At 55.8% G+C, this 24,449-nt stretch carries 15 protein-coding genes; 12 read left to right on the top strand and 3 right to left on the bottom strand.

The window, feature by feature from the left end:
- The first annotated feature begins 28 nt into the window (after positions 1–28).
- From B3Z17_RS04360 to B3Z17_RS04310, 11 genes are all read left to right on the top strand, one after another.
- Positions 29–1,246 carry a glycosyltransferase gene (locus B3Z17_RS04360; protein ID WP_286828702.1) on the top strand — a complete coding sequence of 406 codons (1,218 nt, stop codon included), beginning with the start codon at positions 29–31 and terminating at the stop codon, positions 1,244–1,246.
- 249 nt (positions 1,247–1,495) lie between these two features.
- A complete protein-coding gene (locus tag B3Z17_RS04355) occupies positions 1,496–4,024 on the top strand; it encodes a calcium-binding protein (protein ID WP_286828701.1) in 2,529 nt (842 codons plus the stop codon).
- 327 nt (positions 4,025–4,351) lie between these two features.
- Positions 4,352–6,172, top strand: a complete 1,821-nt coding sequence (locus B3Z17_RS04350; protein WP_286828700.1) for a type I secretion system permease/ATPase — start codon at positions 4,352–4,354, stop codon at positions 6,170–6,172.
- Positions 6,173–7,543 (top strand): HlyD family type I secretion periplasmic adaptor subunit, encoded by a 1,371-nt coding sequence (locus B3Z17_RS04345; protein WP_286828699.1) that lies wholly within the window; start codon positions 6,173–6,175, stop codon positions 7,541–7,543.
- Positions 7,544–7,573: 30 nt separating this feature from the next.
- Positions 7,574–9,721: a DUF6212 domain-containing protein gene (locus B3Z17_RS04340; protein WP_286828698.1), complete on the top strand. Its 2,148-nt coding sequence runs from the start codon at positions 7,574–7,576 to the stop codon at positions 9,719–9,721.
- Complete coding sequence (locus B3Z17_RS04335) at positions 9,714–11,741, top strand: glycosyltransferase family A protein (RefSeq protein ID WP_286828697.1); 2,028 nt, start codon at positions 9,714–9,716, stop codon at positions 11,739–11,741. Before B3Z17_RS04340 ends, B3Z17_RS04335 begins: the two co-directional genes overlap by 8 nt.
- Positions 11,742–11,850: 109 nt before the next feature.
- Positions 11,851–12,978 (top strand): DegT/DnrJ/EryC1/StrS family aminotransferase, encoded by a 1,128-nt coding sequence (locus B3Z17_RS04330; RefSeq protein WP_286828696.1) that lies wholly within the window; start codon positions 11,851–11,853, stop codon positions 12,976–12,978.
- A complete protein-coding gene (locus B3Z17_RS04325; RefSeq protein WP_286828695.1) occupies positions 12,975–14,864 on the top strand; it encodes a hypothetical protein in 1,890 nt (629 codons plus the stop codon). The genes B3Z17_RS04330 and B3Z17_RS04325 overlap by 4 nt, the downstream gene beginning before the upstream one ends.
- Before the next feature lie 86 nt (positions 14,865–14,950).
- On the top strand, positions 14,951–15,388 hold the full coding sequence (locus tag B3Z17_RS04320) for a MaoC family dehydratase (RefSeq protein WP_068304643.1): 438 nt from the start codon (positions 14,951–14,953) through the stop codon (positions 15,386–15,388).
- Between the two features lie 26 nt (positions 15,389–15,414).
- A complete protein-coding gene (locus B3Z17_RS04315) occupies positions 15,415–16,290 on the top strand; it encodes an HpcH/HpaI aldolase/citrate lyase family protein (RefSeq protein ID WP_286828694.1) in 876 nt (291 codons plus the stop codon).
- Positions 16,283–16,963, top strand: a complete 681-nt coding sequence (locus B3Z17_RS04310; RefSeq protein ID WP_286828693.1) for a hypothetical protein — start codon at positions 16,283–16,285, stop codon at positions 16,961–16,963. The genes B3Z17_RS04315 and B3Z17_RS04310 overlap by 8 nt, the downstream gene beginning before the upstream one ends.
- Before the next feature lie 31 nt (positions 16,964–16,994).
- Here B3Z17_RS04310 and B3Z17_RS04305 read toward each other — a convergent pair whose 3' ends face one another.
- Positions 16,995–17,855, bottom strand: coding sequence for a sulfotransferase family protein (locus B3Z17_RS04305; protein WP_286828692.1), 861 nt, complete (start codon positions 17,853–17,855; stop codon positions 16,995–16,997).
- A gap of 187 nt (positions 17,856–18,042) precedes the next feature.
- Here B3Z17_RS04305 and B3Z17_RS04300 point away from each other — a divergent pair, with 187 nt between their 5' ends.
- Positions 18,043–18,714, top strand: a complete 672-nt coding sequence (locus B3Z17_RS04300) for a sulfotransferase (RefSeq protein WP_286828691.1) — start codon at positions 18,043–18,045, stop codon at positions 18,712–18,714.
- A 130-nt stretch (positions 18,715–18,844) separates the two neighbouring features.
- Here B3Z17_RS04300 and B3Z17_RS04295 read toward each other — a convergent pair whose 3' ends face one another.
- Positions 18,845–21,781: a glycosyltransferase gene (locus tag B3Z17_RS04295; RefSeq protein ID WP_286828690.1), complete on the bottom strand. Its 2,937-nt coding sequence runs from the start codon at positions 21,779–21,781 to the stop codon at positions 18,845–18,847.
- Positions 21,782–21,892: 111 nt separating this feature from the next.
- Entirely contained in the window at positions 21,893–24,424 is a 2,532-nt protein-coding gene (locus B3Z17_RS04290) for a glycosyltransferase family 2 protein (protein WP_286828689.1), read from the bottom strand.
- Positions 24,425–24,449: the final 25 nt, after the last annotated feature.

Here is a 24,449-nt window from a genome sequence, read left to right as displayed (position 1 = left end):
TCTTATTTTTTGGGGACTTGTCATACTCATGCGTATCCTTTTCATGCACAATAACTTTCCCGGCCAGTATCGCCGCATTGTCGATCATATTAAAGACAAGCCCGGCATTGAAATGGTGGCCGCGACGCTGGCGAGCAACGAACAGAAGTTTCGCCCGAAGCGCGTGAACTTCAAGCCGCACCGCGATGCGTCGACCAAGATTCATCCGGCCCTTCATTCCGTTGAAAAGGCGGTCCTGATGGGGCAGGCGGCATACAAGTCCCTGATGCCGCTTCAGGCAAAAGGCTACAAGCCGGATGTCATCCTGTCGCATTCCGGGTGGGGCTCGAACATGTTTCTGAAGGACCTGTTCCCGGATTCGAAACTGCTGACTTATTATGAATGGTATTACCACAGCCGTTTCTCTGACGGTGACTTTCTGCGAGGCGAGCCATATGATGCCAACGGCCAGTTGCGGATACGTATGAAGAACACGCCGATCCTGCAGGACTTGGCGGCCATGGACTGGGGACAGTGCCCCACGCAGTTCCAGCACAGCAAGTTCCCCGACATCTTCAAGGACAAGATCAGCGTTCTGCATGACGGCGTGGATACCGACTATTTCACGCCGAATCCAAATGCCAAGATCACGATTGGAGAGCATACCTTCACTGCTGAAGACGAGGTGGTCACCTATGTCGCTCGCGGTATGGAACCCTACCGCGGCTTCCCGCAGTTTATCGAGACAGTGGCGAAGCTTCAGAAGATGCGGCCGAATGTACATGCGGTGGTTCTGGGTAACGACCGGGTGGCCTATGGCGCAGAACGGCGGGACGGCAAATCATATAAGGAATGGTCGCTTGAACAGTTTCAGCCGGATATGAGCCGCCTCCACTTCCTGGGGCTTCAGCCGCTCAACGTGTTCCGGTCATTGATGCAAGTCTCGTCGGCTCACGTCTATCTGACAGTGCCTTTTGTGCTGTCCTGGTCGATGCTTGAAGCCATGAGCACTGGCGCTTTGATCGTTGGCTCTGATACAGACCCGGTAAGGGAGCTGATCACTGACGGAGAGAATGGCGTCATCGTGCCATTCAGGGAGCCTGAGGCGATTGCAGAGAAGCTCAACCATATTCTGGATAACCGCAAAGACTATGCGGAACTCAAAAAAACGGCCCGTGACCACATTGTTGCCAAATATTCGGTAAAAGATCTGTTGCCGCGATATTGGCAGCTGATTGAAAGTGTTGCAAACGGGTCACAGATTTAGCCCCTTTGGCGCTTTTATTGGGGCGGCATGAAAAGCACGGTTGAATTGACGGGCCCGTAATGGTGTTCTGTCGGCTGTGTATAGACACGGACGAAACTTTGTAAATTATCTTGACTATATAGATGTGTAAGCACAATTATGCGGTTGACATCATTGGCATTCTCTCGCTAGAGAGTGTGCAGGGGGCTATAAGACCTACGTTCGTGCCTCACAATTAGACAATGTGTTTGCTTTTTCAGGAGGAAAGCTATGGCAGACAAGATTTTTGGTACCGGTGCGGGCGAGACTATTCCCGGCACAGAAGCGGACGATTTTATCGATGCCCGCGGCGGTAACGATACCGTATTCGGCGGTGACGGTAATGATACGCTTTATGGGCGTGCTGGCGACGACAGCATCGGCGGCGGTAACGGCGACGATCTGATCGTTGGTGGTGACGGCCTTGATACGCTGAACGGTAACGACGACGACGATACGATCATCGGCGGCGATGGTGCTGACGACATCTCTGGCGGTGACGGCAATGACGACATCTCTGGCGATGACGGTAACGATGTTATCGACGCAGGTGATGGCGACAACACTGTTACTGGTGGTAACGGTGATGACAACATTACAACTGGTGAAGGTAACGACCACATCACGACTGGTGTAGCTGGTACTGGTACTGGTACAGAAACAGTTGTTGCTGACGCTGGCGACGATACGATCGACGGTTCAGCTAGTGCTTCTGTTGATGTTGATGCCGGTGATGGCGACGACATCATCTATGGTTCTGCCGGTAACGACACGATCGAAGGCGGTACCGACGCAACTGACGGCGGTGATGACACGGTGATCATTTCTGGCGAGATCAATGACCTTGCTGACTTGACCGGTAACAGTACTACGGCAGACTCCAATGTTGCGGGCGCTGACGACCTGCGGAACATTGAAACTGTTCAGTTCGACAACGTAACGATTGACCTGACCAGCACTGCTGATCAAGACTTCACATCTTCTGAAGACATCGTTGTTGCGGACGCTGAAGGTACGAACTCTTCGAACGCTGACTTCGGTGATCTGTCTGACAACCTGTTCCGCTTCACTGGTGGTGCTCTTGAAACGCTTGCGGGTAGCAACGAAGATGATGCACTCGACACTGACTGGACAATCGTTTCCGTAAATGGCGTTGAGATTACTGCTGACGGCGACACTCTGGAGCTCGATAGCGGTTCTGTTATCGAAGTTAACGCAATTGCTATCGATCCTTCTACGCCAGGCACACAGCACATCATCTATACTCCAGACGAAACTCTGGGTAACGATGCGGCTGGTTCTGATGCAGACGGCACGATTGAAGTTGTTGTTGAAGATGCCGACGGCAATCAGCACATCATCGAGGTGAACCTGAGCACTGTCGAAAAAGACGGCATTTTCACTGCTGCTGCTGGCGGTTCCAAGCTGGTGGGTAACGACGACGGCGAGACCTTCAACGGTGCTGCCGGTGACGACCGTATCCTTGGTAACGACGGCAACGACGTCATGACTGGTGATGACGGCAATGACACATTGACCGGCGGTAACGGCGACGACATCTCCCATGGTGGCAACGGCGACGATGCGATCTGGGCTGGCGGCGACGGTAACGACAGTGCTTCCGGTGATGCTGGTGACGATACAATCGGCGGTGGCGACGGCAACGATCTTCTCGTTGGTGACGGTACTAACCAGTTCGGCGGCACCACATTTACTGACGACGCTGGCGACGATGTTATCTTCGGTGGTTCCGGTAACGACAACATCTACGGTGACGGCTACAACGGTGCGACTTCCGACAGCTCTCTGGACGGCGCAGACGAAATCTGGGCTGGCTCCGGTGATGATGTTGTGTTCGGTGGTGGCGGCAACGACATCATCGGTGGTGGTGATGATAGTGATCAGCTGAATGGTAACTCCGGCGACGACACCATCTACGGTGGTGCCGACGGTAATGAAACCATCAATGGTGGCGACGGCGACGACCTGATCTTCGGTGGTGCCGAGAACGACACCATCAACGGTGACGACGACGACGACGTGCTCTTCGGCGGTTCCGGTGATGACCAGATCGCTGGCGGCCTTGGTGCTGACGAGATCTACGGCGGTACTGGTGCTGACGTGGTTACCGGCGGCGACGGTGTGGATACAATCCGCGGCGGCGACGGCGATGACAACCTCGATGCAGGCGCTTGTGACGACGTAGTCTTCGGTCAAGACGGCAACGACGACATCGTCGGCGGTGCTGGTAACGACGACCTCGACGGTGGTGAAGGCAACGACGACATCGCTGGTGACGCTGGTGACGACACTATTGCCGGTGGCAACGGTGACGACACGATGGATGGCGGTGCTGATGACGATGTGATCACTGGTGGTGCCGGTGCAGACTCAATCACTGGCGGTGCTGGTGATGATGATCTCAGCGGCGGTGACGGTGCCGACACGTTCGTAGCAGCGGACGGCGACGGCGATGACACCATGTCTGGTGGCGACGGCGCTGATCTCTTCGACTACAGCGATCTTGCCTTCGGCGCAGCCACTAACACCGGTGCTGATATCATCACTGACTTCGATACTGACGAAGATACCTTCCGGATTGAAGGCCTCATGGTTGGTGACGAGTCCCTGAATAACTGGGCAGAAGAAACCACCCAAGGCGGTGTGTCCGGTGTTCTTGTGACCTTCGACAGCGGCGCGACAGTCTTCATCCAGGGCGTAAGCCTCGGTGACTTCTCGAACGCAGTTATCATCGACTAAGTCGGTTATCGACGACAAAAGAACTTCGGAAAGGGAGGCTTTGGCCTCCCTTTTCTTTTGGCCGGGGCTGCCTATTCGGCCCGACCGACTTAGTGAATTTTCGACCTAATCACGTTATTTTGACACTAATGAAAAAAGTTCAGCTTTGATGCGGCTTTCCGGCGCACGATGAATTTGATCAAAATATCGACACAGTCCTAGCCATATGCTACCACTTCGCCCATAAGGGTTGTCTTCAAGGATAACCCTTGTTGCGCGGGGGCGAGATTTATACCATTTTGGATTTCTCCCAGTTTGGGGTTTTGACCAGAGCAAGGTTTTTGCTGAATGTCACTTATTGATGATTACAAGGCTGAAGAAGAGACTCTCAAGAAGTCACTGAAGAAGGCCGCACTCTATTCCGTACTCGCCAGCCTTGCTATGTTGGCGGTGCCTATGTTCCTGTTCCAGGTTTATGACCGCGTGCTTCAGTCACGCAGCATGGAAACCTTGGTGGCCATGGCAATCTTCGCCATTGTCGTGCTGATCGCCTATGGGGTCTTTGATTCCGTCCGCAACAGCCTGCTCACAAAGGCGGGAGTGGACATGGAAGCCAAGGTCTCCGGTCTTTTGCTAGCGGGAGAGCTGTCCCGGCAACATGGGGCGAATGCCCAAAGTCTGCGTGACCTGGCAGCGATCCGTCAGGCCGTGGCGTCACCCGCATTTGGTGCTTTGTTCGATTTGCCCTTCATGCCGGTCTTCATGCTGTTGATCTTCCTGATCCACCCGGTCCTCGGCGTGGTGGTCATTATCGGTGTCTGCATCCTGGCCTTTATGGGCGTCTGGGGGGACCGGGCCACTGCCGCTCAAAACCAGGAGCATATGCAGGCAATGGTGAAATCCCACCAGGTGCTTGAAATGCACATGAACTCTCAGGAAATCATTCGCGCACAGGGTATGTACCGCGAAGTTGTGGAACATTGGGGCGAGCACCAGGGCAAGGCGCTGGACCGGTATATCAATTCCACCCTGAACATGACCAATTTCAGTTCCGCCACGAAGGCTATCCGCCAGGTTATTCAGGTGTTGATGATCGGTACCGGTGCGCTGCTGGTGCTGGCCGACCAGGCAACAGCTGGCATTATCTTTGCGACGTCCATGATCGGTGGCCGGGCCCTGGCGCCTGTTGAACAGATTGTCGGCGGCTGGCGTATCCTGAAGCAGGCGCACGGCACGCGCGCCCGTTTGATGACACGCCTAGAAGAGATGTCTCTTCCTGAAAACCGGACATTACTGCCGCGCCCGAAAGGCGTGCTCCGGCTTGAGCGCGTTGTCTATGTTCCACAGCCTGGTGTACCGCCCATTATCAAAGGCGTGACCGGAACGATTCAGGCGGGCGACAGCATTGCTATCATCGGTCCTTCCGGTGCAGGTAAGTCCACCCTGGCGCGACTGATTGTCGGCTATCTGCTGCCAAGCGCGGGTGTCGTTTCCCTTGATGGGCAGGATCTGAAGGTCTGGGACCCGGTGGCAAAGGGCTTGCATATGGGCTATATGCCGCAACAAAGCACATTCTTTGAAGCCACAGTGCGGGAGAATATCGCCCGTCTCAGGAAAAATGATCCCGAGGAACTGGCCATTGAGGCGGCAAAACGTTGCGGGGTCCATGACCTGCTGCTGAAGCTGCCGCAGGGCTATGATACTGTCATTTCCAAGAGTGGCTTCTACCCATCTGGCGGCCAGGCCCAGCTTATCGCCCTCGCGCGCGCCTTCTATGGCAACCCGGCGGTGCTGGTGCTGGATGAACCGAACGCGTCTCTTGATACAGCAGGCGAAAAAGTATTCCACCGGGCGCTTCATACCGCGACGAGCAGTGGTATTACCACCATAGTGGTTACCCAGCGCCCTTCCGTGCTGCAACATGTGTCCAAAGTGATGGTCATGCAGGATGGTGCCATCAAGGAATTCGGGCCAAAGGATGAAGTGATGAAAAGCGGTGTTGTTCAGGCTGTACCTGGCAAGGCTCAGCAAAAAGCAGCCGCTAAACCAGGCCAAGCCGCCGCCGCGCAGCCGGCTGGTACGGGCAAACCGAAAACGGAAGCCCCTAATAAGCCGCGCAAGGTGGGTGTCAACATAGACCCCACAAGCGCTAAGAAGAAGGAGGCGTAGATGTCTAAAGAACTTGCGCCTGCATCTGGGCCACAACTGCCAGCATTGGCGAACGATCGCTTCGAGCGCGCTTCCCTGCAGACTTGGCATGACAAAGTAGACACTGATCCAACGTCGATCCTGAAAAGGGCGATGCTGGTTCTGATTCTTGTATTCGGCTTTGGCGGTCTGTGGGCTGTTTCTGTCGATATCGGGGGCGCTGTTATTGCAAGTGGTCGTGTGATCGCGAAAGACCGCAATCGCGTGGTGCAGCACCTGGAGGGTGGTATCCTCAATGAAATAATGGTGCGCGAAGGTGACAGGGTGAAGAAAGGCGATGTCATCGCCCGCCTCGATGATACCCAGATCAAGGCCCAACTGGACGCCGCCGAACTGCAACGTGCTGTGTTTGACGCTCAGCTTGCGCGTCGGCGTGCTGAAACCCAGTTTGCCGACAGCATCAATTTCCCGGCCGATGTTCCTCCCAGCATCCGCAATGCGGAACGCTATAAGGAAACGGTGGAAAGTGAGCGCCAGGAGTTTGACGCACAGCGTCGGTTCTACCTAGCCAAAATGGATATCCTTGATACCAAGATCGAAGGCCAGAAGGTCAATATCAAGGGCACGGAAGCCGTTCTTGATGCTTATGAGCGTCAGTTGGTGTCCTACCGGCTTGAGCTCAAGGACTTTCGCGAGTTGCTCGAACAGGGGCTGATCAAGCGGACACAGGTCTTTGCCACAGAGCGTAAGGTCGCTGAAGTTGAAGCCCAGTTGGCCAATGCCAAGCTCGATATTGAGAATGCGCGGAACAACATCGACAACCTGACCCGTGAAAAACGTCAGACCAGGCTGTCTTACCTGAAAGACGCCAACTCGATCCTCGTTCAGATTCAGCAGCGTATCAACCAGGCTGAAGCGCAGATTACGCGGTACCGCGACATGGCTGCGAGAAGCGAAATCAAATCGCCAGTGGATGGGACGATCTTCCGGATTGCCACCCGCACGCTGGGTGCCGTGGTGCGGCCGGGTGAAACGATTATGGAGGTCTTCCCCCATAATGATGCATTGACCATCGAAGCAGCCGTTCAGTTGAAGGATATTGAACAGGTCCAGATCGGACAGGAAGTTCAGGTGGTGTTCCCGTCTGACCGGGAAAAGAGCATGACGCCCATCCCGGGACATCTGATCTATTTGTCGGCTGATGCTGTCGTGTCTGAACAGAACCCGATGGGTAGCTATGTGGCCCACATCACCATCAATCCTGGTGAAGATACAACAGATCTGCTGCCGGGTAACTTCGCCGAGGTTTACATCAAAACTGAGCCAAAAACCTTCCTGGAGCATATATCACGGCCATTCACGCGCTTTGCGTTCCGTATGTTCAAAGGCTAGTCTGACACGGACATCGGGGGAGAAAATACGGTGAAGATTGAGCTGACGGTCAGTGCGTTCAGGGCGGCCTATTCTGGGACGTCCCTGTTCCTTGTGGGCGAAGATGTTCTGCCCGCACTTAAGAATATACTTGGGGACGACGTCCGCTTTTTGGTGCTTGGAGCCGATGGCTGCATCTACAGCGCCGGCGAAAAGCGTCGCGGACTGGATGCACGGCGCTCGCCGGTTGGCATGGCCATTGGGGTGCGTGGGATGCTGGTCGGTAAGGCGACCCATGCGGCGGCCAAGGCGTGGGACGAGCACGCCCGCCGCCAGAAGATGTTCACCCCGGTACCGATCAGACTGCTGACTGGCATGAAAGGCCGCATGAAGCTGGATGGCGCCCGGTTCATGTTAGACTGTAAAACAAGGGAAGCAGCGGATCTTCAGGCCCAGATGGCTGACAAGGAAGCCGGGATGTCATATCTGCGGCGCAAGAATGAAAGCTTGTTGCTGAATCTGGAAAAAGCCCGTCGCATGATCCGGGGCGCCGGCTTTGGCCTGCAACATATTGCGGCCGAACTGCCCGTGGGCCAGGAAACAGTTGGCCCTGGCGGCACCGTGAACACTTGTCACTTCAGCCAATTCCTGCCCGCAGACGCGTCAGGCCTTTGGGCTGTAGCGCTTTATGTGATGTCTGCCGATAGCGAGACTGCATCCCCTGATGGCTATCTTGAGGTGCGGGTGTTACGGGCAAGCGATGGAAAATGCCTCGCCCAGGACGCAAAACCTTATGTTCTGTCAAAAGGCTGGTTGCAGTTTGACCTGAGCGGTGCCTGCAGTGCCGTCTTTGGCGACGCCGTACTCGAAGTATCCTGGAGCAGCGATGCGGATAACGCGCCGCTGCTGGCGCTTGCGGGCGTCGACGCGGACCGTTTTGGCGATGACGCCGGGCAGACATTGGCGCTCCGTCTTATGAAAGGCCTTGCAGACCCAATGAGCGATGTAGGAACCGGTGATGGCTATGACCTGTCGCCGTTCAGGCATTGTCCGGTAGCGCCGCATGTCCTTCGGCGCCGCGCGACTTGGGCATTTGGCGACCTGCTGGCCGACATCCCTTACGGGGAATCGCTTGTCAGTACAGGTGCTGAAGGGGACAATTGGGTGCAGACGCACCCGCATGAAAAGGGCCCCTCGGGTGTCAAGGTCCGCGGCGCATTGGCCGCAGGTGTTGCTGAAGTCAGTATCTCCGTTCTGACGGACCATGAATCGGGGCCAAACTGTCTCTACAGCATTCTGGCCGTTGAGCACCTTGAAGGCGAGGACGATGCCGCGCGCAGCCGCAAGGTCCTGGCGTGTCTGGCGGGAAACATGGCCAACCAGGACAACGGAATTCATGCCGCCCAGGCCATGGTGGCCCCCAAGCAGACGAAAACCCTGACGCTGAACCTGGAGGCACCGCTGGAAAATCGCGCGGACCTCTATCTGGTGGTGGAAGTGCCAGGCGGGAAAGCCACATACGGCTGGTGTCGTTGGTCCGGGCTTGAAATCGGCCTTGAATGGGGCGCGCTTGAGGTCAGGGAAATGCCGACACCAAGTAACAGTGCCGCAGCGCTACGCATGCGGTCGCTTAAATTCCCGGCTTTGGCAGGACGGATTGAATTCGTGTCTGGCGCCAAGAAATTGGACGAACTGTCGAAGAGCCTTGGATTTTCACCGCTCCTGGTAAGTGAGGAAACGGGCAGCTTGCAAACGCACCCCCTTCAGGACGGCCTGTCAGCAGCGATTTTCGAGGGTGGGGTGCCGACCACGACCCTAAGGGTGGCGAGCGAGGTTGAAACCGCGCATGATGCTGCACCAGCATTCTTGTATGTGTTGGCTGTGGTTTCTCCGTCTGTGACCGAAAAGGCTCGTGCCATTCGCAATGTCATGTCCCGGATAGATCCGCAGGACCCGGCAACCTGGCAGGGCATTAATGGCCGCAAAACGGTCCAGTGGCAGGCCAAGGTGCTGTATGCCCGGCAGGCGGCCACCATCGAAATCGAACTGGCGCTTGCCCTTGACGCCCCTGGCGATGCAGTTTTTGCCGTTAAACCTGCGGGTCAGTCTGTAAGCTATGGATGGTGCCGCTGGTATTCGCTGAATATAACCACAGCGCCTGAAACACCGCTTTTGGCTGGTCCCGTTGATCATGGCTGAACTGCTGCCAAATAGGGCTGCAGATGCGCCCAAAGGGCAGGGGACGATTGGTGTCGTGATCCCAGGCTATGGCCATCCGCAGTTTTTGTCCGAAGCCATCATCAGTGCCTGCACGCAGGAAATTGACCAACCGCTGCAAGTGGTTGTCGTGGATGATGGATGCCGGTTCCCCGAAACCGGAAAGGTTGTGACAAACCTGATGGAACGGTTCCCGGGCATGCTCTATTACCTTCGCCAGGAGAACACCCGCCTGCCTGGTGCACGTAACGCCGGTGTGCGGTTCCTGATGTCGATGGTGCCAGACCTGGATGCCGTCTTCTTCCTGGACGCAGACAATCGCTTGTCACCCTATTCACTGCAGCGCTACCGTGAAGTGTTGGGTGATGACCCTCTCGTTGGTTGGGCTTACCCTGATATTTCTTTCATGGGGCTGACGTGGGGGGAGGAAGGCTTCGATACCCGCGAAACAGCCCCTGATTACAGCAAGCTGAAGCATCTGGTGGGGAACATCTCTGAAGCTGGGTCGCTGGTACGGGCAGACATGTTGCGCCAGGGCGTGCTGTTTGACGAAACCATGCGCTATGGCTTTGAAGACTGGGATTTCTGGCTGACGGCGCTTGATGCCGGCTATGTGGGGCGCCGCGTGCAGCATGCCGGGTTCCTTTACCGCCGCCGTCCGGAAAGCATGCTGGCCGATTCCCGGCGACAGGAAGACGAGCTGATTTCAAAGATGCGGCGCAAGCATGCGGCACTGTTCAAGCCTCGCAACGTGATGGCACTTGAGCACCGCGAAGCGCCTTATTTTGCGCTGGTGCTTGCAGGCACTGGCGACATATTGCTTACAAGTGATCCACAGGCGGATGGCCACTGCCTGACGCGGGAGGAGTTTGTGGCACTTGTTCGGCGCTGGCACCATAACCGGCGCGAATTCTTCTTCCCAGATAGCCTGATCATCCTGACCCAGGAGCAATGGGACCAGATGAAGGCTCAGCCGCAGTACTTGCGTTGGCTTTTCTGGGCCGTCAAGGAGCAGCCCGGCAATTATCATCGTTGGCTGTTTGAGGCGCGTCCGCGGCCCTATTTTGAAGGCTTGCCCGCAGACACGCCAGATATGGTCAACAGTATCCTTCATGTCAGCGCCGAAGGCTTTTCTGATCTCTTGCGTGACGCCGCGAGTGATGACGAAGCTGGCCCTGTAGAATTTGCGCCCGCGGTATTCCAGACGCCTGAGCCGCTTGTGTCAGGCCAGACCGCACCACGCTACCAAAGCCTGTTCGCCAGCCTGGAGACGCTGGTTGAAGAGGCCGCACCCAAGCGGCCACGAGTTCGCCATGCCGGCCGCAGGTTTGCCGGCCCAGGTGCTGCGGCCTGCCGCCTGAACCTGGTTGACGAAGTCTGCGCTGAAGAAGGGCGAAAGCCGTTCCCCGTTGCCACAGGCACCAAGCGAACCCTGGTTGCCGTAGATCAGGATATTCTGGCGAATAAAGCTAAATGCAGTCGCTTTGTCTGGCTTTTGGAGCAATTGCGCGAAGCGGCTGAGGAAGTCCTGCTGGTGATTGAGCGCGGCAAGAAGCAAGACCTGGCGGGATTGCATCCAGAAACATGGCTGCCGCTGGTAAGCGATATGGTGATGTTGGACCGGGTACCAAGTGGCCTTGAGTATCGCATCTATCTGGGACGTCGCATATACAGCCTGTTCACGCTCAAATCGAAAGAAGACGGAGCCATTCTGGCCCGGTCGGTTGATCGGGTTATCACCGTTGGGGCCGCCGCATTTCTTGAAGTTCTGGGTGACGCGCGCCAGCACGGCGTGAAGGGTTACGTGTTTTTTGATAGTATTTTTGCTGACGCAGGGCCGCTTGACTCAGAAGATAGTGCGAAAATTCTGGCATTTGAGCACGCTGAAGAGCTGGTTGTATGTGATAATGACGAAATGGTCAGGGCGCTGGCGGCGCAGGGCTTCCCCCCCGCCAAATTTATCGGGCCTCAGAATTTCTTCGATATGTTGCAAAACCAGTGAGACCCGTGTGGTATTTGGATATATGCGGCATATATTGAAAAGCCGGTTTATAGCTTTTATAGAAGGTCAGTCTCGGTCGCCCGTTGGGCGCTTTTTTTAGGGTACTCAATTGTCGACACCATACCGCATACATTGCCTTGTGCCTGATCTTCCGACCCCGGAAGCGGTTCTGCCGTTCCTGGAGGAAATGCATGAAAACCGATGGTATTCAAACTTCGGTCCTCTGGTGAAGCGTTTCGAGGCTGAACTGACGGCTTTTCTGGGGCGTGAAAACGGCGCTGAAGGCTGCCATGTTGCGACTTTTTCTTCGGCAACCACGGCAATGGAACTGGCGCTTAAGGCGATGAAATTTCCGGCAGGGGCCAACGTTTTGGTGCCTGCTGTTACCTTTCCGGCGACGGCACTGGTGGCGATGAACGCTGGGCTGACGCCAGTGCTGGCTGATGTGGACCTGGAAAGCTGGGAGTTGACGCCTGATATTGCGCGCGCGGCTCTGGCGCAAGACGAATACGCGGCGGTTGTGCCTGTTGCAGCATTTGGCCGACCTGTTGACCCGGCACCCTGGGTGGCCTTCCAGAAGGAAACCGGTGTGCCGGTTATTCTGGATGTTGCGGCTGCCCTTGGCCAACAGGATATCCACAAGGATCTGACCTATTGTTTCAGCCTGCATGCGACCAAGCCGTTCGGCGTGGGCGAGGGCGGCCTTTTGGTTAGCAGCGATGAGGCGATGATCAGCTTCAGCCGGTCTTTGTCCAATTTCGGGTTCCAGGGGGCAGCCGGTGTGGTACTGGAAGCTGGCACCAACGCCAAGTTTGCAGAATATTTTGCAGCAGTGGGCCTTGTACAAATTGCGCGCTGGCACGAAGTGTCAGAACGCCGTAAGGCTGTATTGGACCAATATCTGACAGGGCTGAAGAAAGCGGGAAACAGCGTTATCCTGCAGCAAGGCACGGGGGACTTCATCCCGGCTGTCTTCCCCATCTATATGCCAGGCAAGGCCGAAGAACTGGTGGCCCGCATGGATGTTGCTGGTATCCAGACCCGCCGCTGGTACCTGCCGCCGCTTTATGACCATCCGGCGCTTGGTCACCTGCCACATGCCGACAAGACATCAGATGCGCCGTTCGCAGCCTGTGAGGAACTGCGGACCGGCCTTGTGGGGCTGCCGTTCCACGCCTTTTTAAGTGACGAAGATATCAAGGAAATTTGCGACGTGGTCGCGGGGGTATATGCGTGAGTAAAAAGCCTGAACTGAAGCTGATCGAGCGTATCAAACGCTTTGACCACAATGTGCGGAACAAGAAGTTCGAGCCTGCGAACAAGTCGCTGGAAGGTATCCTGCAGGTTCTGGAGCGCGGCGCCCAAGGCTTTGGTGGCGCACTGGTCGGCCGCGGCCCCTTGATGGAACGCGAGGCGACCATGCTTGCCTCTGCAGTTACATCTTTGCTCGCAGACCCCGACTTCAAAATGACCAGTATGACGTTCCGCCTGTTCACTCAATATAAGCGGGCCCTGATGCAGGTCTTTGAAGTGAGTGGCTATCGTGGCACCGACCACTTGCTGGAAGTCATCGGAACCCGTGACAAGGACGGCAAGGTCAGCTTCAAAGGCTATGAGCTCCCCAAACTGTTCGCTGGCCTGTCTATCAATGCCCTGACGCCACAGCTTGTGGCATTGCTGAAGCGTCAAAAGCCAGAAATATCCTGGCCGTTGGTGATTGGTTATCTTTCTGAGCAACTCCTGTGGTCCCAAAGGGCGGAAGATGCCCGTTCGGAAATGCTGACGTGGAGCGACACCTGGAAGAATCTGCCAGGTTCGTTGCAGACCGTCCGCAACCTTGGACCAGCCTATATGGGCTGCAGTTATGCGGACGCCCGCCATAAGCATCAGATAAAGTGCGCCATGAACCGGATGGCGCGAAGCTATCTGGAAAGCAGGGGGGTGACAGACGCTGACCTGCCGGCTGAACGTCGCACGGTCAAGCGTCGTCCGACTGTGATCGTAATGGCGGAGCTATATGATTCCCACCATGCAATGCACCGCTGCTATGGGGGGGCGATCCGTTCTCTCAAGCGGGACTTCAAGACGATCTATATGTCACCGTCAGGCGAGTGTGACAAAGAAATCCATGACATGTTCGACAAGGTGGATAACACCAAGTTCGATGTCAATAAGCCCGAGATTTTCGTCAACAAGATGAAGTCCTACCGGCCTGACATCGTCTACTATCCGAGCATTGGCATGCGCTTGGTCAGCATTCTGGCCTCCAATGTCCGCATTGCGCCAATTCAGGTCATGACATTTGGTCACCCGGCAACCACATTCTCTGAGCATATTGACTATAGCATCTTGGTGGAAGGCCAGCTGGGGGCTGAAGACGTTATCAATGAAACCATACTATATCGTCCGTCTGCACCGCGCTGGCATCGTCGCCGTGATGCAGAAGACATAAAACCAAATATCCGCAAGAATCCTGAAACGGTGCGTATTGCGGTACCAGCCTGGTCCCGGAAAGTGACGCCCCGCTTCCTTGCGACGTGTGACGAAATAGCCAAGCGCTCGAAAGAAGCTGGTCGATCCGTTGAGTTTCATTTCTTCCCTAACGGGGTGGGGGCGCTTTATCAGGCGGTTGCACGCCGCATTGAGGAAATGCTCCCGGCCAAGGTTTGGCCGCGCACAGGTTACAACCAGTATATCAATCGGTTGAACCAGTGCGATATCTTCCTCAGTTCATTCCCATTCGGTGCCACCAACGGCATTATTGATGCTGCGCTTCAGGGACTGCCAGTTGTGAATCTGCGGGGAGATGAAGTGCATGCAAGAAATGACTCAGACATTGTTGCCAAGTTCGAGCAGCCGGAATGGCTAAGCACCGACACGGTCAAGGATTATGTCAGGGCCGTGGTGCGGTTGGTAACCAATGACGAAGAACGGGTGGAGATCAGTGAAGCTATTGCGAACTTTGATCATGAGTCGGGACTTCTTGTGCCTGACGATGATCATAGTGAAGAGTTTGCAACTGTTATGAACGCGGCTTATAAAAACCATGAAGCAATCCAGCAGTCGCCTGATCATAGCTGGTCGTTCGAACGCTTGAGAGCAAGCCTTACTCCTACGGCATAGGCTGGGGAATTTGAGTGGCCCTAGAGGCCAGAGACAATGTGGCGGTGCCAAAAGCGGACGTCGCGGCACAGGATCCGGGAGCGCCTATGAAAAATGCATCTGACTTTCCGGAGGGGCTTGTTATTGAGCATGCGAATTCGAAGACTATCTTCGAAAGCGATAACAATCTCTTCTGCCTTCTGACAATGAACAACCACCCGGTTCACACCAACGTGGTCCATGCCGAAGCGTCGCCTTTTGGCAAGGTTCTGGTGGTTGGCACGCTGGTGTTCAGCCTTAGCGTCGGTTTCACCGTTCCTGAGTTCAGCTATCATTGCATTGCCAATCTCGGATATGACAAGGTTGTTCATCATGAGCCGGTCTTTGTTGGCGATACCTTGCGCGCTCGCACGATCGTGACCGGAAACCGGGTCAGCAATTCAAATCCGGAAAACGCAGTGGTTTCAGTCAAGACCGAAGTCCTGAACCAGGATGATATAGTGGTGTTGAGTTTTGAGCGCAGCGCGCTTTTCAAAGCGGGTTAGCTGCCAAAGAAAAAGGGGGGAGTGCCATGCGCAGTGTGCTTTTTGTTCCGGCCCATCGGTATGACTATTTTGCCAAGGCCATCGCGACAGCGCCGGACATTATTGTTTTCGACCTTGAAGACTCTGTACCCGCCGGCCAAAGCAAGATCGACGCCAGAGAGAATATCGCCCGCTTGCTTGAAGAAACCGGGGCGGACATTCGGAGCAAGGTTTACGTGCGGATCAATGATATTGATTCCAACCTGATGTTCGATGAGCTTGAGTTCTTCGTTGGTACTGCCGTAGACGGCTTTATGGTGCCCAAGTCTTACCGGGCGGAAGACGTTGAGACAGTGGCCAAGATGTTGACTACTTTTGAACGACGCAAGAGCTGTGAACGGCGCTACGCCTTGATGCCTCTCATCGAGACTGCAGACGCTGTGGTGAATGTGCATGAAATTGCTCGCGCATCGGACCGGGTTTCGGGGCTTGCGCTCGGCTCGGAAGACCTCCTGGCGGCTCTCGGTGCGGTGGCGTCTCCGCATTATTACAATGTCATCGACCACGCTCGTTTTTCCATGCTGCTGGCTTGCCGGGCCGCAGGTATCATTGCGATCGATACAGTCTATATCGCTGTACATGACTATGACGGGTTCAAGATCGTTGTCACCAAGACCAAGGAATATGGCCTGGACGGGGTGCTGTGTCTTAATCCTCGGCAGGTGCAGATTGCAAATGACATCCTTACACCGTCGGACGAAGAATATGCCTCTGCGCTGACCATCCTGCGGGCAGGCGAAGATAAAAGCGACGGTACGCCGGTGAAGATGGCAGACAAGAAGTTTATTGGTCCGCCAATCATTCTGCAGGCGAAGCGGGTCGTGGAAAAATACCAGAGATACAGGGGCGAGAAGAATGGCTGACACCAAACGCAAACTGGTTATCTTTGGCGGCAACGGTGCAGGTATGATTGCCGCTTCCATCGCCGAACGCTTCTATGATTATGAAATCCTAGGGTTTCTGAACGACAAGCTTGATAAGGGTGCTTTGGTTGGAAAACACAAGCAGTTCCCTGTGCTGGGGGGTATTGCGGATTATGCCGACTTCCTGAGCCTGCCAGACGTGGACTTCTTTTTCGCGATTTTTGGCATGTCCAATCCTGCCGGTACATGGCAGTTGCTGCGGTCACTGGAAATTCCTGAAGACCGATTTCCAACCTTCATTCATCCGCTGGCCGAAGTGCCCGATGGTTACTGTAAGGTCGGCTACGGCAGCCTTGTATGCGCCCATGCCGTCCTGTCGGCCGATGTTACGCTGGCACCTCACGTTTGCCTGATGGCGGGCAGTTTTGTAGGGCACGATACTTCCGTGGGTTCTTTTACGCATTTTGCCACTAATGCAGTAGCGGGCGCGAGTAATGAGATTGGCTCGGGCGTTCATATGGGGTCGAATTCGACAACGCGAGAATTCGTCCATATTGGCGACTGCTCCATGATTGGCGCCGGTAGTGTCATTCTGAAGTCCGTGGATCCTTATTCGGTCATGGTGGGCAACCCTGCGCGGATGATCCGCAAGAATGGCGCTGGCGACGCTTAAAACGCCTTCCAGGTGCAATCTGACACTCTGATCAGGCTCCTGGCCGGTCAGAGGTGGCTACCCTGTCGTATCCCAAGACATCGAGAAGTGTGCCGACCGCCTTTTCGATCGCCATAATTTGCTCTTCCGTCAGCTTTTCCTGGAAACGCCCGGTGCGCGATGACGTGATGGCCCCGCCATGCATGACTTCTGTAATCCAGGGCTTTACACGGTCGCTTTCGCCACGTGCTTCCTTGCGGGTTGGGTGAATCCGCTTGGTCGGATTTTCCGGATCGAACAGCTCGAGTTTGAGGCCCGTGGTTTTTCGCAACTGCTTGATGGTGGTGGCTGGATCAGACACGAACTCTTCGTACCGAACCCACGTCACGGCTTTTCGGAAGGCGGGATTGCGGTTGGCCGTGTTGATGGTTGGGGCATAGAATTCTTGGGCCGATAGGGCCATGGCCGCTACATCACCGGAATTGAAAAGGTGTGTCTTTCCCTGGTCAGCAAGTTTCTCCCCGACACGCAGCATGGAGACCACAATATCCCGTGGATCCCGTTTGATCAGCACAAACTTGCTTTCCGGGATGAGGTGCCACATCAGTGGGAATAGCATGGTCAGGTGCGGTTCCTTCAAAACGAGCGACGTGGCGGGAGCGTTCGCTGTCAGCGTATGGCTGAGATAGGACCGGACGATGGTGGATGCATATTCGTCCAGCGCTGCCCGTGATCCAAAATGCAGCCCGGTTTCAGCATCAAAATTCTGGCGCATCTGATGAATGATGTTCAGCAACTTGCGCAGGCTGGGGCATTCACCGATATACATGTTGGTTTCTTCGCCAGCACAAAGCGATGTCGTCAGAAGGGACGTGCCGGACCGTTGCGAGCCACCCACAAATATATATGCCATAAGGGTTCACCTGACTTGTTGTTTCCGCTTCCTTAGCAGTGATAAGTCCCCTGTGCAACTACCCGTGCACGGCAGGCAGCCAGCCGCGGCTTTGCCGCTGTGCAATCCGGGTATTGGCCACATAGGCCCTTGGCAGGCTTGATAAAATACGCGATAACAGCGCGGATCAGACCAAGGAACAGATACCATGACAGACCGGCAGCCAAAAGACGGATATGTGTTTGTAGTTACCTACGGACGGTCGGGATCGACCCTGTTGCAGACAGTGCTGCAGTCGATTGACGGCTATTTTTTCCGTGGCGAGAATAATAACGCCATCCTGCCACTTTTCCGCAGCTTCAAGCGCATCAAGGGTGCGCTGGAGGATCACGGTTACCGTGAAATTCCTGATCACGGGCCCTGGTTCGGGGCGGACAAATTCAACCCGGACCGCTACGCACAGAAGTTGCTGCAGGTCTTCCTCGAAGAAGTGATCCAGCCGCCGAAGGATGCGCGCGTCGTGGGTTTCAAGGAAATCCGTTTCAATGAAACCGGCCCGATCGAGTTTGTCGACCTGTTGAATTTCATGGCAGACCATTTCAAGCCTGCAAGGTTCATTTTCAACATGCGCCGCTGGGAGGATGTGTCCCAATCGGGCTGGTGGAAGGATTATGAACCGGAAAAAGTGCGCCGCGAGGTGGAAAAGAACGACCGCCAATTCATCGCCTATGCAGAAGCCCACCCGGAAAGATCCTACCTGATGCGCTATGAGGATTATTCGGGCAAGCCGGAGCAGTTCGAAGGGCTGTTCGATTTCCTGGGCGAGCCGTTTGACCTTGAAAAGATGCGTGCGATATCTGAGCGGCGTCTCAAGCATTAACGCGGCCACATAGCAGCCTTACCCCTTTGGGGCTGGCCAATCTAGGCGATGTTGGTGCGTTTTTCCTGCGCCGCCCTGGAAAGGCGATAAAGCTCAGGCAGCTTGATGCGACATGGAAAACCTTCAGGTTTCAGAACATGCTGCAGGTATCGGCCTTGACACCAGCCAGATAGCCCTTCAAACGGGCTTCGTTCAACCGGTGGCGGGCTTCGATGTCTTCTGGAGCAACACCGTTTGCTTTGCCCCAATGGCTGTCGTTGGCATTGATGCCCGCGAGCGTTTTTTCCAGTTGTGTTTCATCCTTGATCAGCTCGTAGCCAAAGAAGTGCTTGAAGAAGGCGCTTTCTGTCATGTTGCGCTCAAAGGTTTCCTCGGCTCCGAAGTCGTGGGAGTGGAAGACAATTGCCTGCGGCGCATAGACCTTGCCGTATCCGGCGTCGATAACGTCAAGAGCCCAAAGCTGGTCCTCGCCGAATTTCGTCCGGCGGTAAGGAATGTCTTTCCAAACCGACCGGCGCATGCAGCTGTTGTTGTCACTGTAAAAGTGCAGCAGCTGCATCCATTGTGGGTCTTTGTCGTTGAACCTGCGGCGGTTGGTATCGCGCGATAGATAGATGGGCTGGGTTCCCAGCATATCGAAATGGCCGTTGAGGTCTCGCTTGGTGAAGGCGCAGGCGTCCGGCCAGGGCAGATGTTTCCCGAACGCACCAGCTGCATTCGGGAAATGCTCGATCGACGTCACAAGATTAAACAGCCAACGGTCATTCGCGGGCAGGGCGTCGTGGGTCAGGAAGGCGATAAATTCACCTGATGTCAGTTCCACCCCCAGGTTACGGGTGTCGCCGTGATTGAAGTCTTTCTTGTCAATCTGGTGCAACTTCACATCCGGATACCGCGCCACGATCTCCAGTGTTTCGTCGGTGGAGCCGCTATCGATCACCAGCACCTCATAAGGCCATGGCGCGCGTTGGGTCGTGGCAGCCGCCAGCACCTCGTCCAGAATGGGCCCGGCATTCAGCGTTGGAATCACCACCGAGGCCTTGATTTTTAGGGCGGCGTCCTTCTTTTTGTCGGAGACAGTATCCGTACCGAATTCGCGTAGCCGTTCAACCAGCGCTTCTTCCACCAGGTCGGCGGACGCGGACCAGGAAAATTGCGATACCCATTCCTGTGCAGCTGCCGCCTGTGCTTCACGTTTTCCAGTGTCACGCAGCAGCGCTTCAATACTGTCAGCAATTTTGACCGGGTCAGGTTCCGCCAGTGTGACGGTTTCCTCTGGGAAGATACAGCTCGTGTTATCGCCCTTCAGTTCCACAATCGGCAGCCCACAGGCCATCATCTCCTGAGGCACCAGCGAATAGTTGGTTGCGGAAAAGACAACGCCCACGTCGGCCTGCTGGAAAAGGTCGGCCAGCTGCCGCGGTGTTGCGACGCCATGGTCCACGAACGGGAAGGGCGCTACACCGAAGGTCAGTTTGGCGCCGAAGAAGTCTACCGCGAACTCAATGTCGCGAGTTGCCAGTTCCTCAAGCGCAAGCATGGCCAGCTCCACAGCCCTGCGGGCCGTGAAGTGGCGGGCATAAAAGGCGATGCGCGGTACCGTATTCGCGCGCGGCTCTTTCGGCGGTGCGTAGATGTTCTGGTCAGCCGCCAGCCAGAAATGGCGTGCCCAACGACTGTATTTTTCCTGCATCAGGCCGGAAAGCCAAGGGCCGGCGCAAATACAGTCTATATCTTCCCGGTAGGTGGCTTCCGCCGCCAGATAGGATGAACCCATGGGGTGGAAGCTGGGTTCGAAATCCTGAACAAAATAGAAACGTCGCTTGAAATTGGTGGGCGTCAGTGTTGGCCAGACGGTCCAGCAATCGGTGGCGATGATTGCATCACCGCTGGCGTCTCTGAAGCTGTCGTCGAGAAGCTTCACTGTGCCGGCGAAATGCTGGAAGTGTTTGACGATATCGTCATAGGCACCTTCGGCTGTCTTGTGAACAGTCGGGTCGTTGATCCAGATGGTCTGCCTGTGGCCTTTCAGCTCCAGGAAGTGCGCCATTCGGAAGATGGTCATGTGGCCACCGGCGCCGGCGGAAAAGTCAGGGATCACCCAGTGGATATCCATGTTGGACGAGTCAAAGTCCGGACTGTCGGGCGCCAGCACATTGCGTTCAAAATCCAGCATGTTGCGCAGCTGTTGCGGCAGCGGCAGTTTGACGGACTTCTCCACGGTCCCGGAGATGGAAACCGACCCATTGGGCGACGGAAGTCGACGCTTTTCCTTGAGGCCGAAATGCAGGTAATGGCCCAGGGCATCTACCTTATCACGCATAATGTCGTCATTTTCGGCGAAGTAAATCTCAGGCGAAAAATCTGGCGCAGGCCAATGACCTATCTGCGCGCCCTTACGGATATAGAAAGCCAGAGGGTTCTCATCGCCGACAACGTCACCATAGGTATCCATGTACCAGCGGGTATTGAAACACGGGTTCGGGTTGCGGCCCTGGCGTGCCCCTTGGCGAATGAAGTGCATCAGGGGGTCCTGATTCTGGTGCCAAAGGTCAGTATGGAAGGTCTTGTACCAGTCAGCAAAGAACAGCCCCGATTTGGCGATCAGGTCCATGTCCGCAGCCATGGAAGAGAATTTTTCCCGCTCGAACATCCGGGGCATCGCGATGCGCCCCTTTTCTGCCCCGCCTTCAAGGAAATCCCTCAGGGGATCGCGTTTGGCTTTGGCGACGTCCGGGTTGAATTTCAGGTAAAGCGGTACGGAAAAAGCTTCTGACGGGCTGCGCCCTTTGCGCCAGCCATTTACCGCATAATGGACGGCCGCAGGTGCCGGGAAACGAACTGCCGCCGGCGATCGTTTAGTGTACCAGACCTGATCGAAATAGGGGTTGGGATTATATCCCTTCTTTTCTCCAATGCGGACAAAATGCTCGATCGGGGAATAGCCTGACGTGCTGACATCGTCATAGGTGGCAACGTACCAATCGGCCTGAAACAGGCCTGTTTCCTCAAGCGCTTTGATGTCTCCCTTCACTGAGCGCAGCAGGGATTTAACATGTTTTTTCAAAGCTGGTGACATTTGTTGACCATTTGTCTGTGAGGAACACCTTCGATACGCGACCTAGCGGATTCTAGAGGGAAATACAAGCAGTCTGTGGCCGTTGGGCCTAGTCAACGGCTACGATGGATTGGCTGATTCCAGTATGGGTGGTGCGAGGCATGTGAAGGGGCTACCAGTGCGCGCAAAAGCCCTGGGGTAAAAGGGGTCTCCGTGGAATTGGTGCTGCCACCGACCTGCCATCAGGGACGCTTCCTTAAGCGCCCGTGCCCGCTTGGCTTCGTCTCGGGCATCATTGCCCCTGCTTTCAGACTGGAAATGCTGGAAGGTGATTTGGGGTTCATAAAGCACCCGGAGGCCTTGCTGGCGCATCTTGAAGCAGAAATCCACATCATTGTAGGTAACGGTGAACGCCTCATCAAAGCCGCCAACAGCGTTAAAATCTGTGCGGCGGCAGGCCAGAAATGCGCCGGTCACAGCAACGCAGGCATGACACCGCCTTGTACGGTGCATCGGATGAGGTGCGTTGCATGGGTCGCCCATGCCCTCGTGGCGCACATCATCAAGCCCATAAAGCACCATGCCGCCATGCTGCAGCGTGCCGTTGCGGTAAAGAAGGCGGGCGCCAACGGCTCCGACACTGTTGCGCGCCAGCTGGCCACGCAGAACTGTGTCCCAGCCCTTGTCCATAGCCAACGTATCGTCATTGAGGAACAGCAGATAAGAAGCATCTGTCGCAGCAGCACCAATATTATTCAGGTGCGACCAGTTGAAGGCCGTGTCAGACCGTACCACGGTGACGGTGCCGTTTTCCTGCACGTCAGCAAACCACTGCAGGACAGCATGGTCTTCCGATCCGTTGTCGACAATGATGATTTCTGTGCGGTCAGGATGGTCGAGCGTGGCCAGCAGGCTTTCCACACACGGCTTGATCAGTTCAATCCGGTCCTTGGTCGGGATGATAATGCCCAGTTTGGGCAGGCTTTTGTCCACTGGCCAGGACAGCATGAGCGTGTCATCCACCGGCCCGGTATAGGGGTCGTTCATCGGGACGGCGGTGGCTGCAATACCGCGTCGCTTCAAGTGGCTCTGGCAAACTCGAATCTGGTCTTCTTCAAGCAGATGTTGCCGCTGTGGGTCTACAGGGCGCTTCTCCAGGTGCCAGAGCATGCGCGGAATATGATGAAAAGCCTTGTCGCCGAACATTTCATAGTGCCGCATGAGCAGATACTGGTGGAAACACTGGCCGGCATTCTCGTCGAATGCTCCCAAGCTCAGCAACTGCTCCCGTTCAATGGCGAAGGCACGGCTGAAACTATTGTGTTGCAACAGCATGTCATAGTCGAACGCATGTTGGAAGCAGGGCTCCAGATGAGGATGTGCGCCGATTTCATAATGGTCATAGTCGGCATAAAAGACATGGGCGCTTGCATGGTCTTCCACGCTGCGTGCAATCCAGGCCAGGGCATGCATGGCCAGTTTATCGCCCGCTTCCAGCATCAGGATGTGGGTGCCCTCCAAACCGGGCACGGCGCTGGTGTAGGCGGCTGCCGGGTTCTGCGTGCCTTCCTTGCCGACAATCACGACAGACTGTGCCGGGAAAGACTGACGCCTCGCACTGGTAAGGGTTGCCTGCAGTGCATCGGCGTCGCCAGTGTCATACACCAGAATATCAAAGCGCACATCGCACCGCGCCAGCCACTGTGGCGGCGCCAGAGGGAAGGTTTCCTTGAACAGGGCATATTGCGATAGTGGGAAGGATGCATATTGCTGCAGGCGCGGCAATTGCGCTTCTATCTGGTCGAGGCGGGCCAGGACAGCATCACTGCCATGGGCATGGTCCCGCAATCCAGCCAATTCTGCGGACAGTCGCTGCATCACCTCCACGCCGAGAGTTGGGCTGATCACCATCTCGCGTGCGCCAATAACGGGTGCGCCGCTTTCTTTCTCGAAGATGGACAGGGTCAGGCGGTCGCAGGTTTTCAGTGCGTCAGGCACGGTAAATTGGTGGCGGAAGCCCCAAGGGGTCAATCCGCCGAAGTCACCGGCAAACTGGTCGCACGGTAGGTCAGCGTGGGTTGTGCCCGCATACAGGCCGTTGAGGTAGAAATCCAGCACCAGTGGCGCATCAGGTGCCCGGCGGTTGATCGCCTGGCCAACCACTTCCTGTCCGACCACGCGGGTGACCCGGCCTTTGATATCAGCGTCTGGCTTGCCCTTGAGATCCTGAAGGCCTTGCCGGAAAGCATCCAGCCGCAGGTGGCTATAGTGCGAAAGAAAGGCCTTTTCAAAGCGCGTTGCATTTGTAGCGGCTGTCAGGATATCCAGCCAATGCAGGGGTTCTTTGAAAGCCTCAAGGCCGAAATGCGCCTGCAGGCCCGCGGCCAGGTCGCATAGCTCAAGCTCGGAAAGGCTGGCATGCGGGGGCTGCTTGCCAAGGTCCAGCCGCGCCAAAACAGAAAGGCGGGTTTCCTGCTTGCCAAGGAGCAGCTTCAGGGTCGCGAAAAAGCGGGCCCCAACAAGCGGTGAGATTTCATCACCGTCCAGCGGCGCGCGACCAAGACAGAGCAGATAGAGGAAGCGGACGTCCTCGGCCGTGCAGTCAGTCGGTTTGCGTTTGAACCAGTGCCCAATCAAATGCCTGTATCCCATGCTTGACCCCGGGATGGGGCAGTTG

It is taken from the genome of Kordiimonas sp. UBA4487, from assembly GCF_002389025.1.
Taxonomy (GTDB): Bacteria; Pseudomonadota; Alphaproteobacteria; order Sphingomonadales; family Kordiimonadaceae; genus Kordiimonas; species Kordiimonas lacus.
Note: the sequence above shows the minus strand (reverse complement) of the source record. Positions and strands in the feature narration are given on the sequence as shown.

Coding starts and splice junctions, on each gene's coding strand:
- B3Z17_RS04360 (WP_286828702.1), top strand. CDS start 29: ATGCGTATCCTTTTCATGCACAATAACTTTCCCGGCCAGTATCGCCGC.
- B3Z17_RS04355 (WP_286828701.1), top strand. CDS start 1,496: ATGGCAGACAAGATTTTTGGTACCGGTGCGGGCGAGACTATTCCCGGC.
- B3Z17_RS04350 (WP_286828700.1), top strand. CDS start 4,352: ATGTCACTTATTGATGATTACAAGGCTGAAGAAGAGACTCTCAAGAAG.
- B3Z17_RS04345 (WP_286828699.1), top strand. CDS start 6,173: ATGTCTAAAGAACTTGCGCCTGCATCTGGGCCACAACTGCCAGCATTG.
- B3Z17_RS04335 (WP_286828697.1), top strand. CDS start 9,714: ATGGCTGAACTGCTGCCAAATAGGGCTGCAGATGCGCCCAAAGGGCAG.
- B3Z17_RS04320 (WP_068304643.1), top strand. CDS start 14,951: ATGAAAAATGCATCTGACTTTCCGGAGGGGCTTGTTATTGAGCATGCG.
- B3Z17_RS04315 (WP_286828694.1), top strand. CDS start 15,415: ATGCGCAGTGTGCTTTTTGTTCCGGCCCATCGGTATGACTATTTTGCC.
- B3Z17_RS04310 (WP_286828693.1), top strand. CDS start 16,283: ATGGCTGACACCAAACGCAAACTGGTTATCTTTGGCGGCAACGGTGCA.
- B3Z17_RS04305 (WP_286828692.1), bottom strand. CDS start 17,855: ATGGCATATATATTTGTGGGTGGCTCGCAACGGTCCGGCACGTCCCTT.
- B3Z17_RS04300 (WP_286828691.1), top strand. CDS start 18,043: ATGACAGACCGGCAGCCAAAAGACGGATATGTGTTTGTAGTTACCTAC.
- B3Z17_RS04290 (WP_286828689.1), bottom strand. CDS start 24,424: ATGGGATACAGGCATTTGATTGGGCACTGGTTCAAACGCAAACCGACT.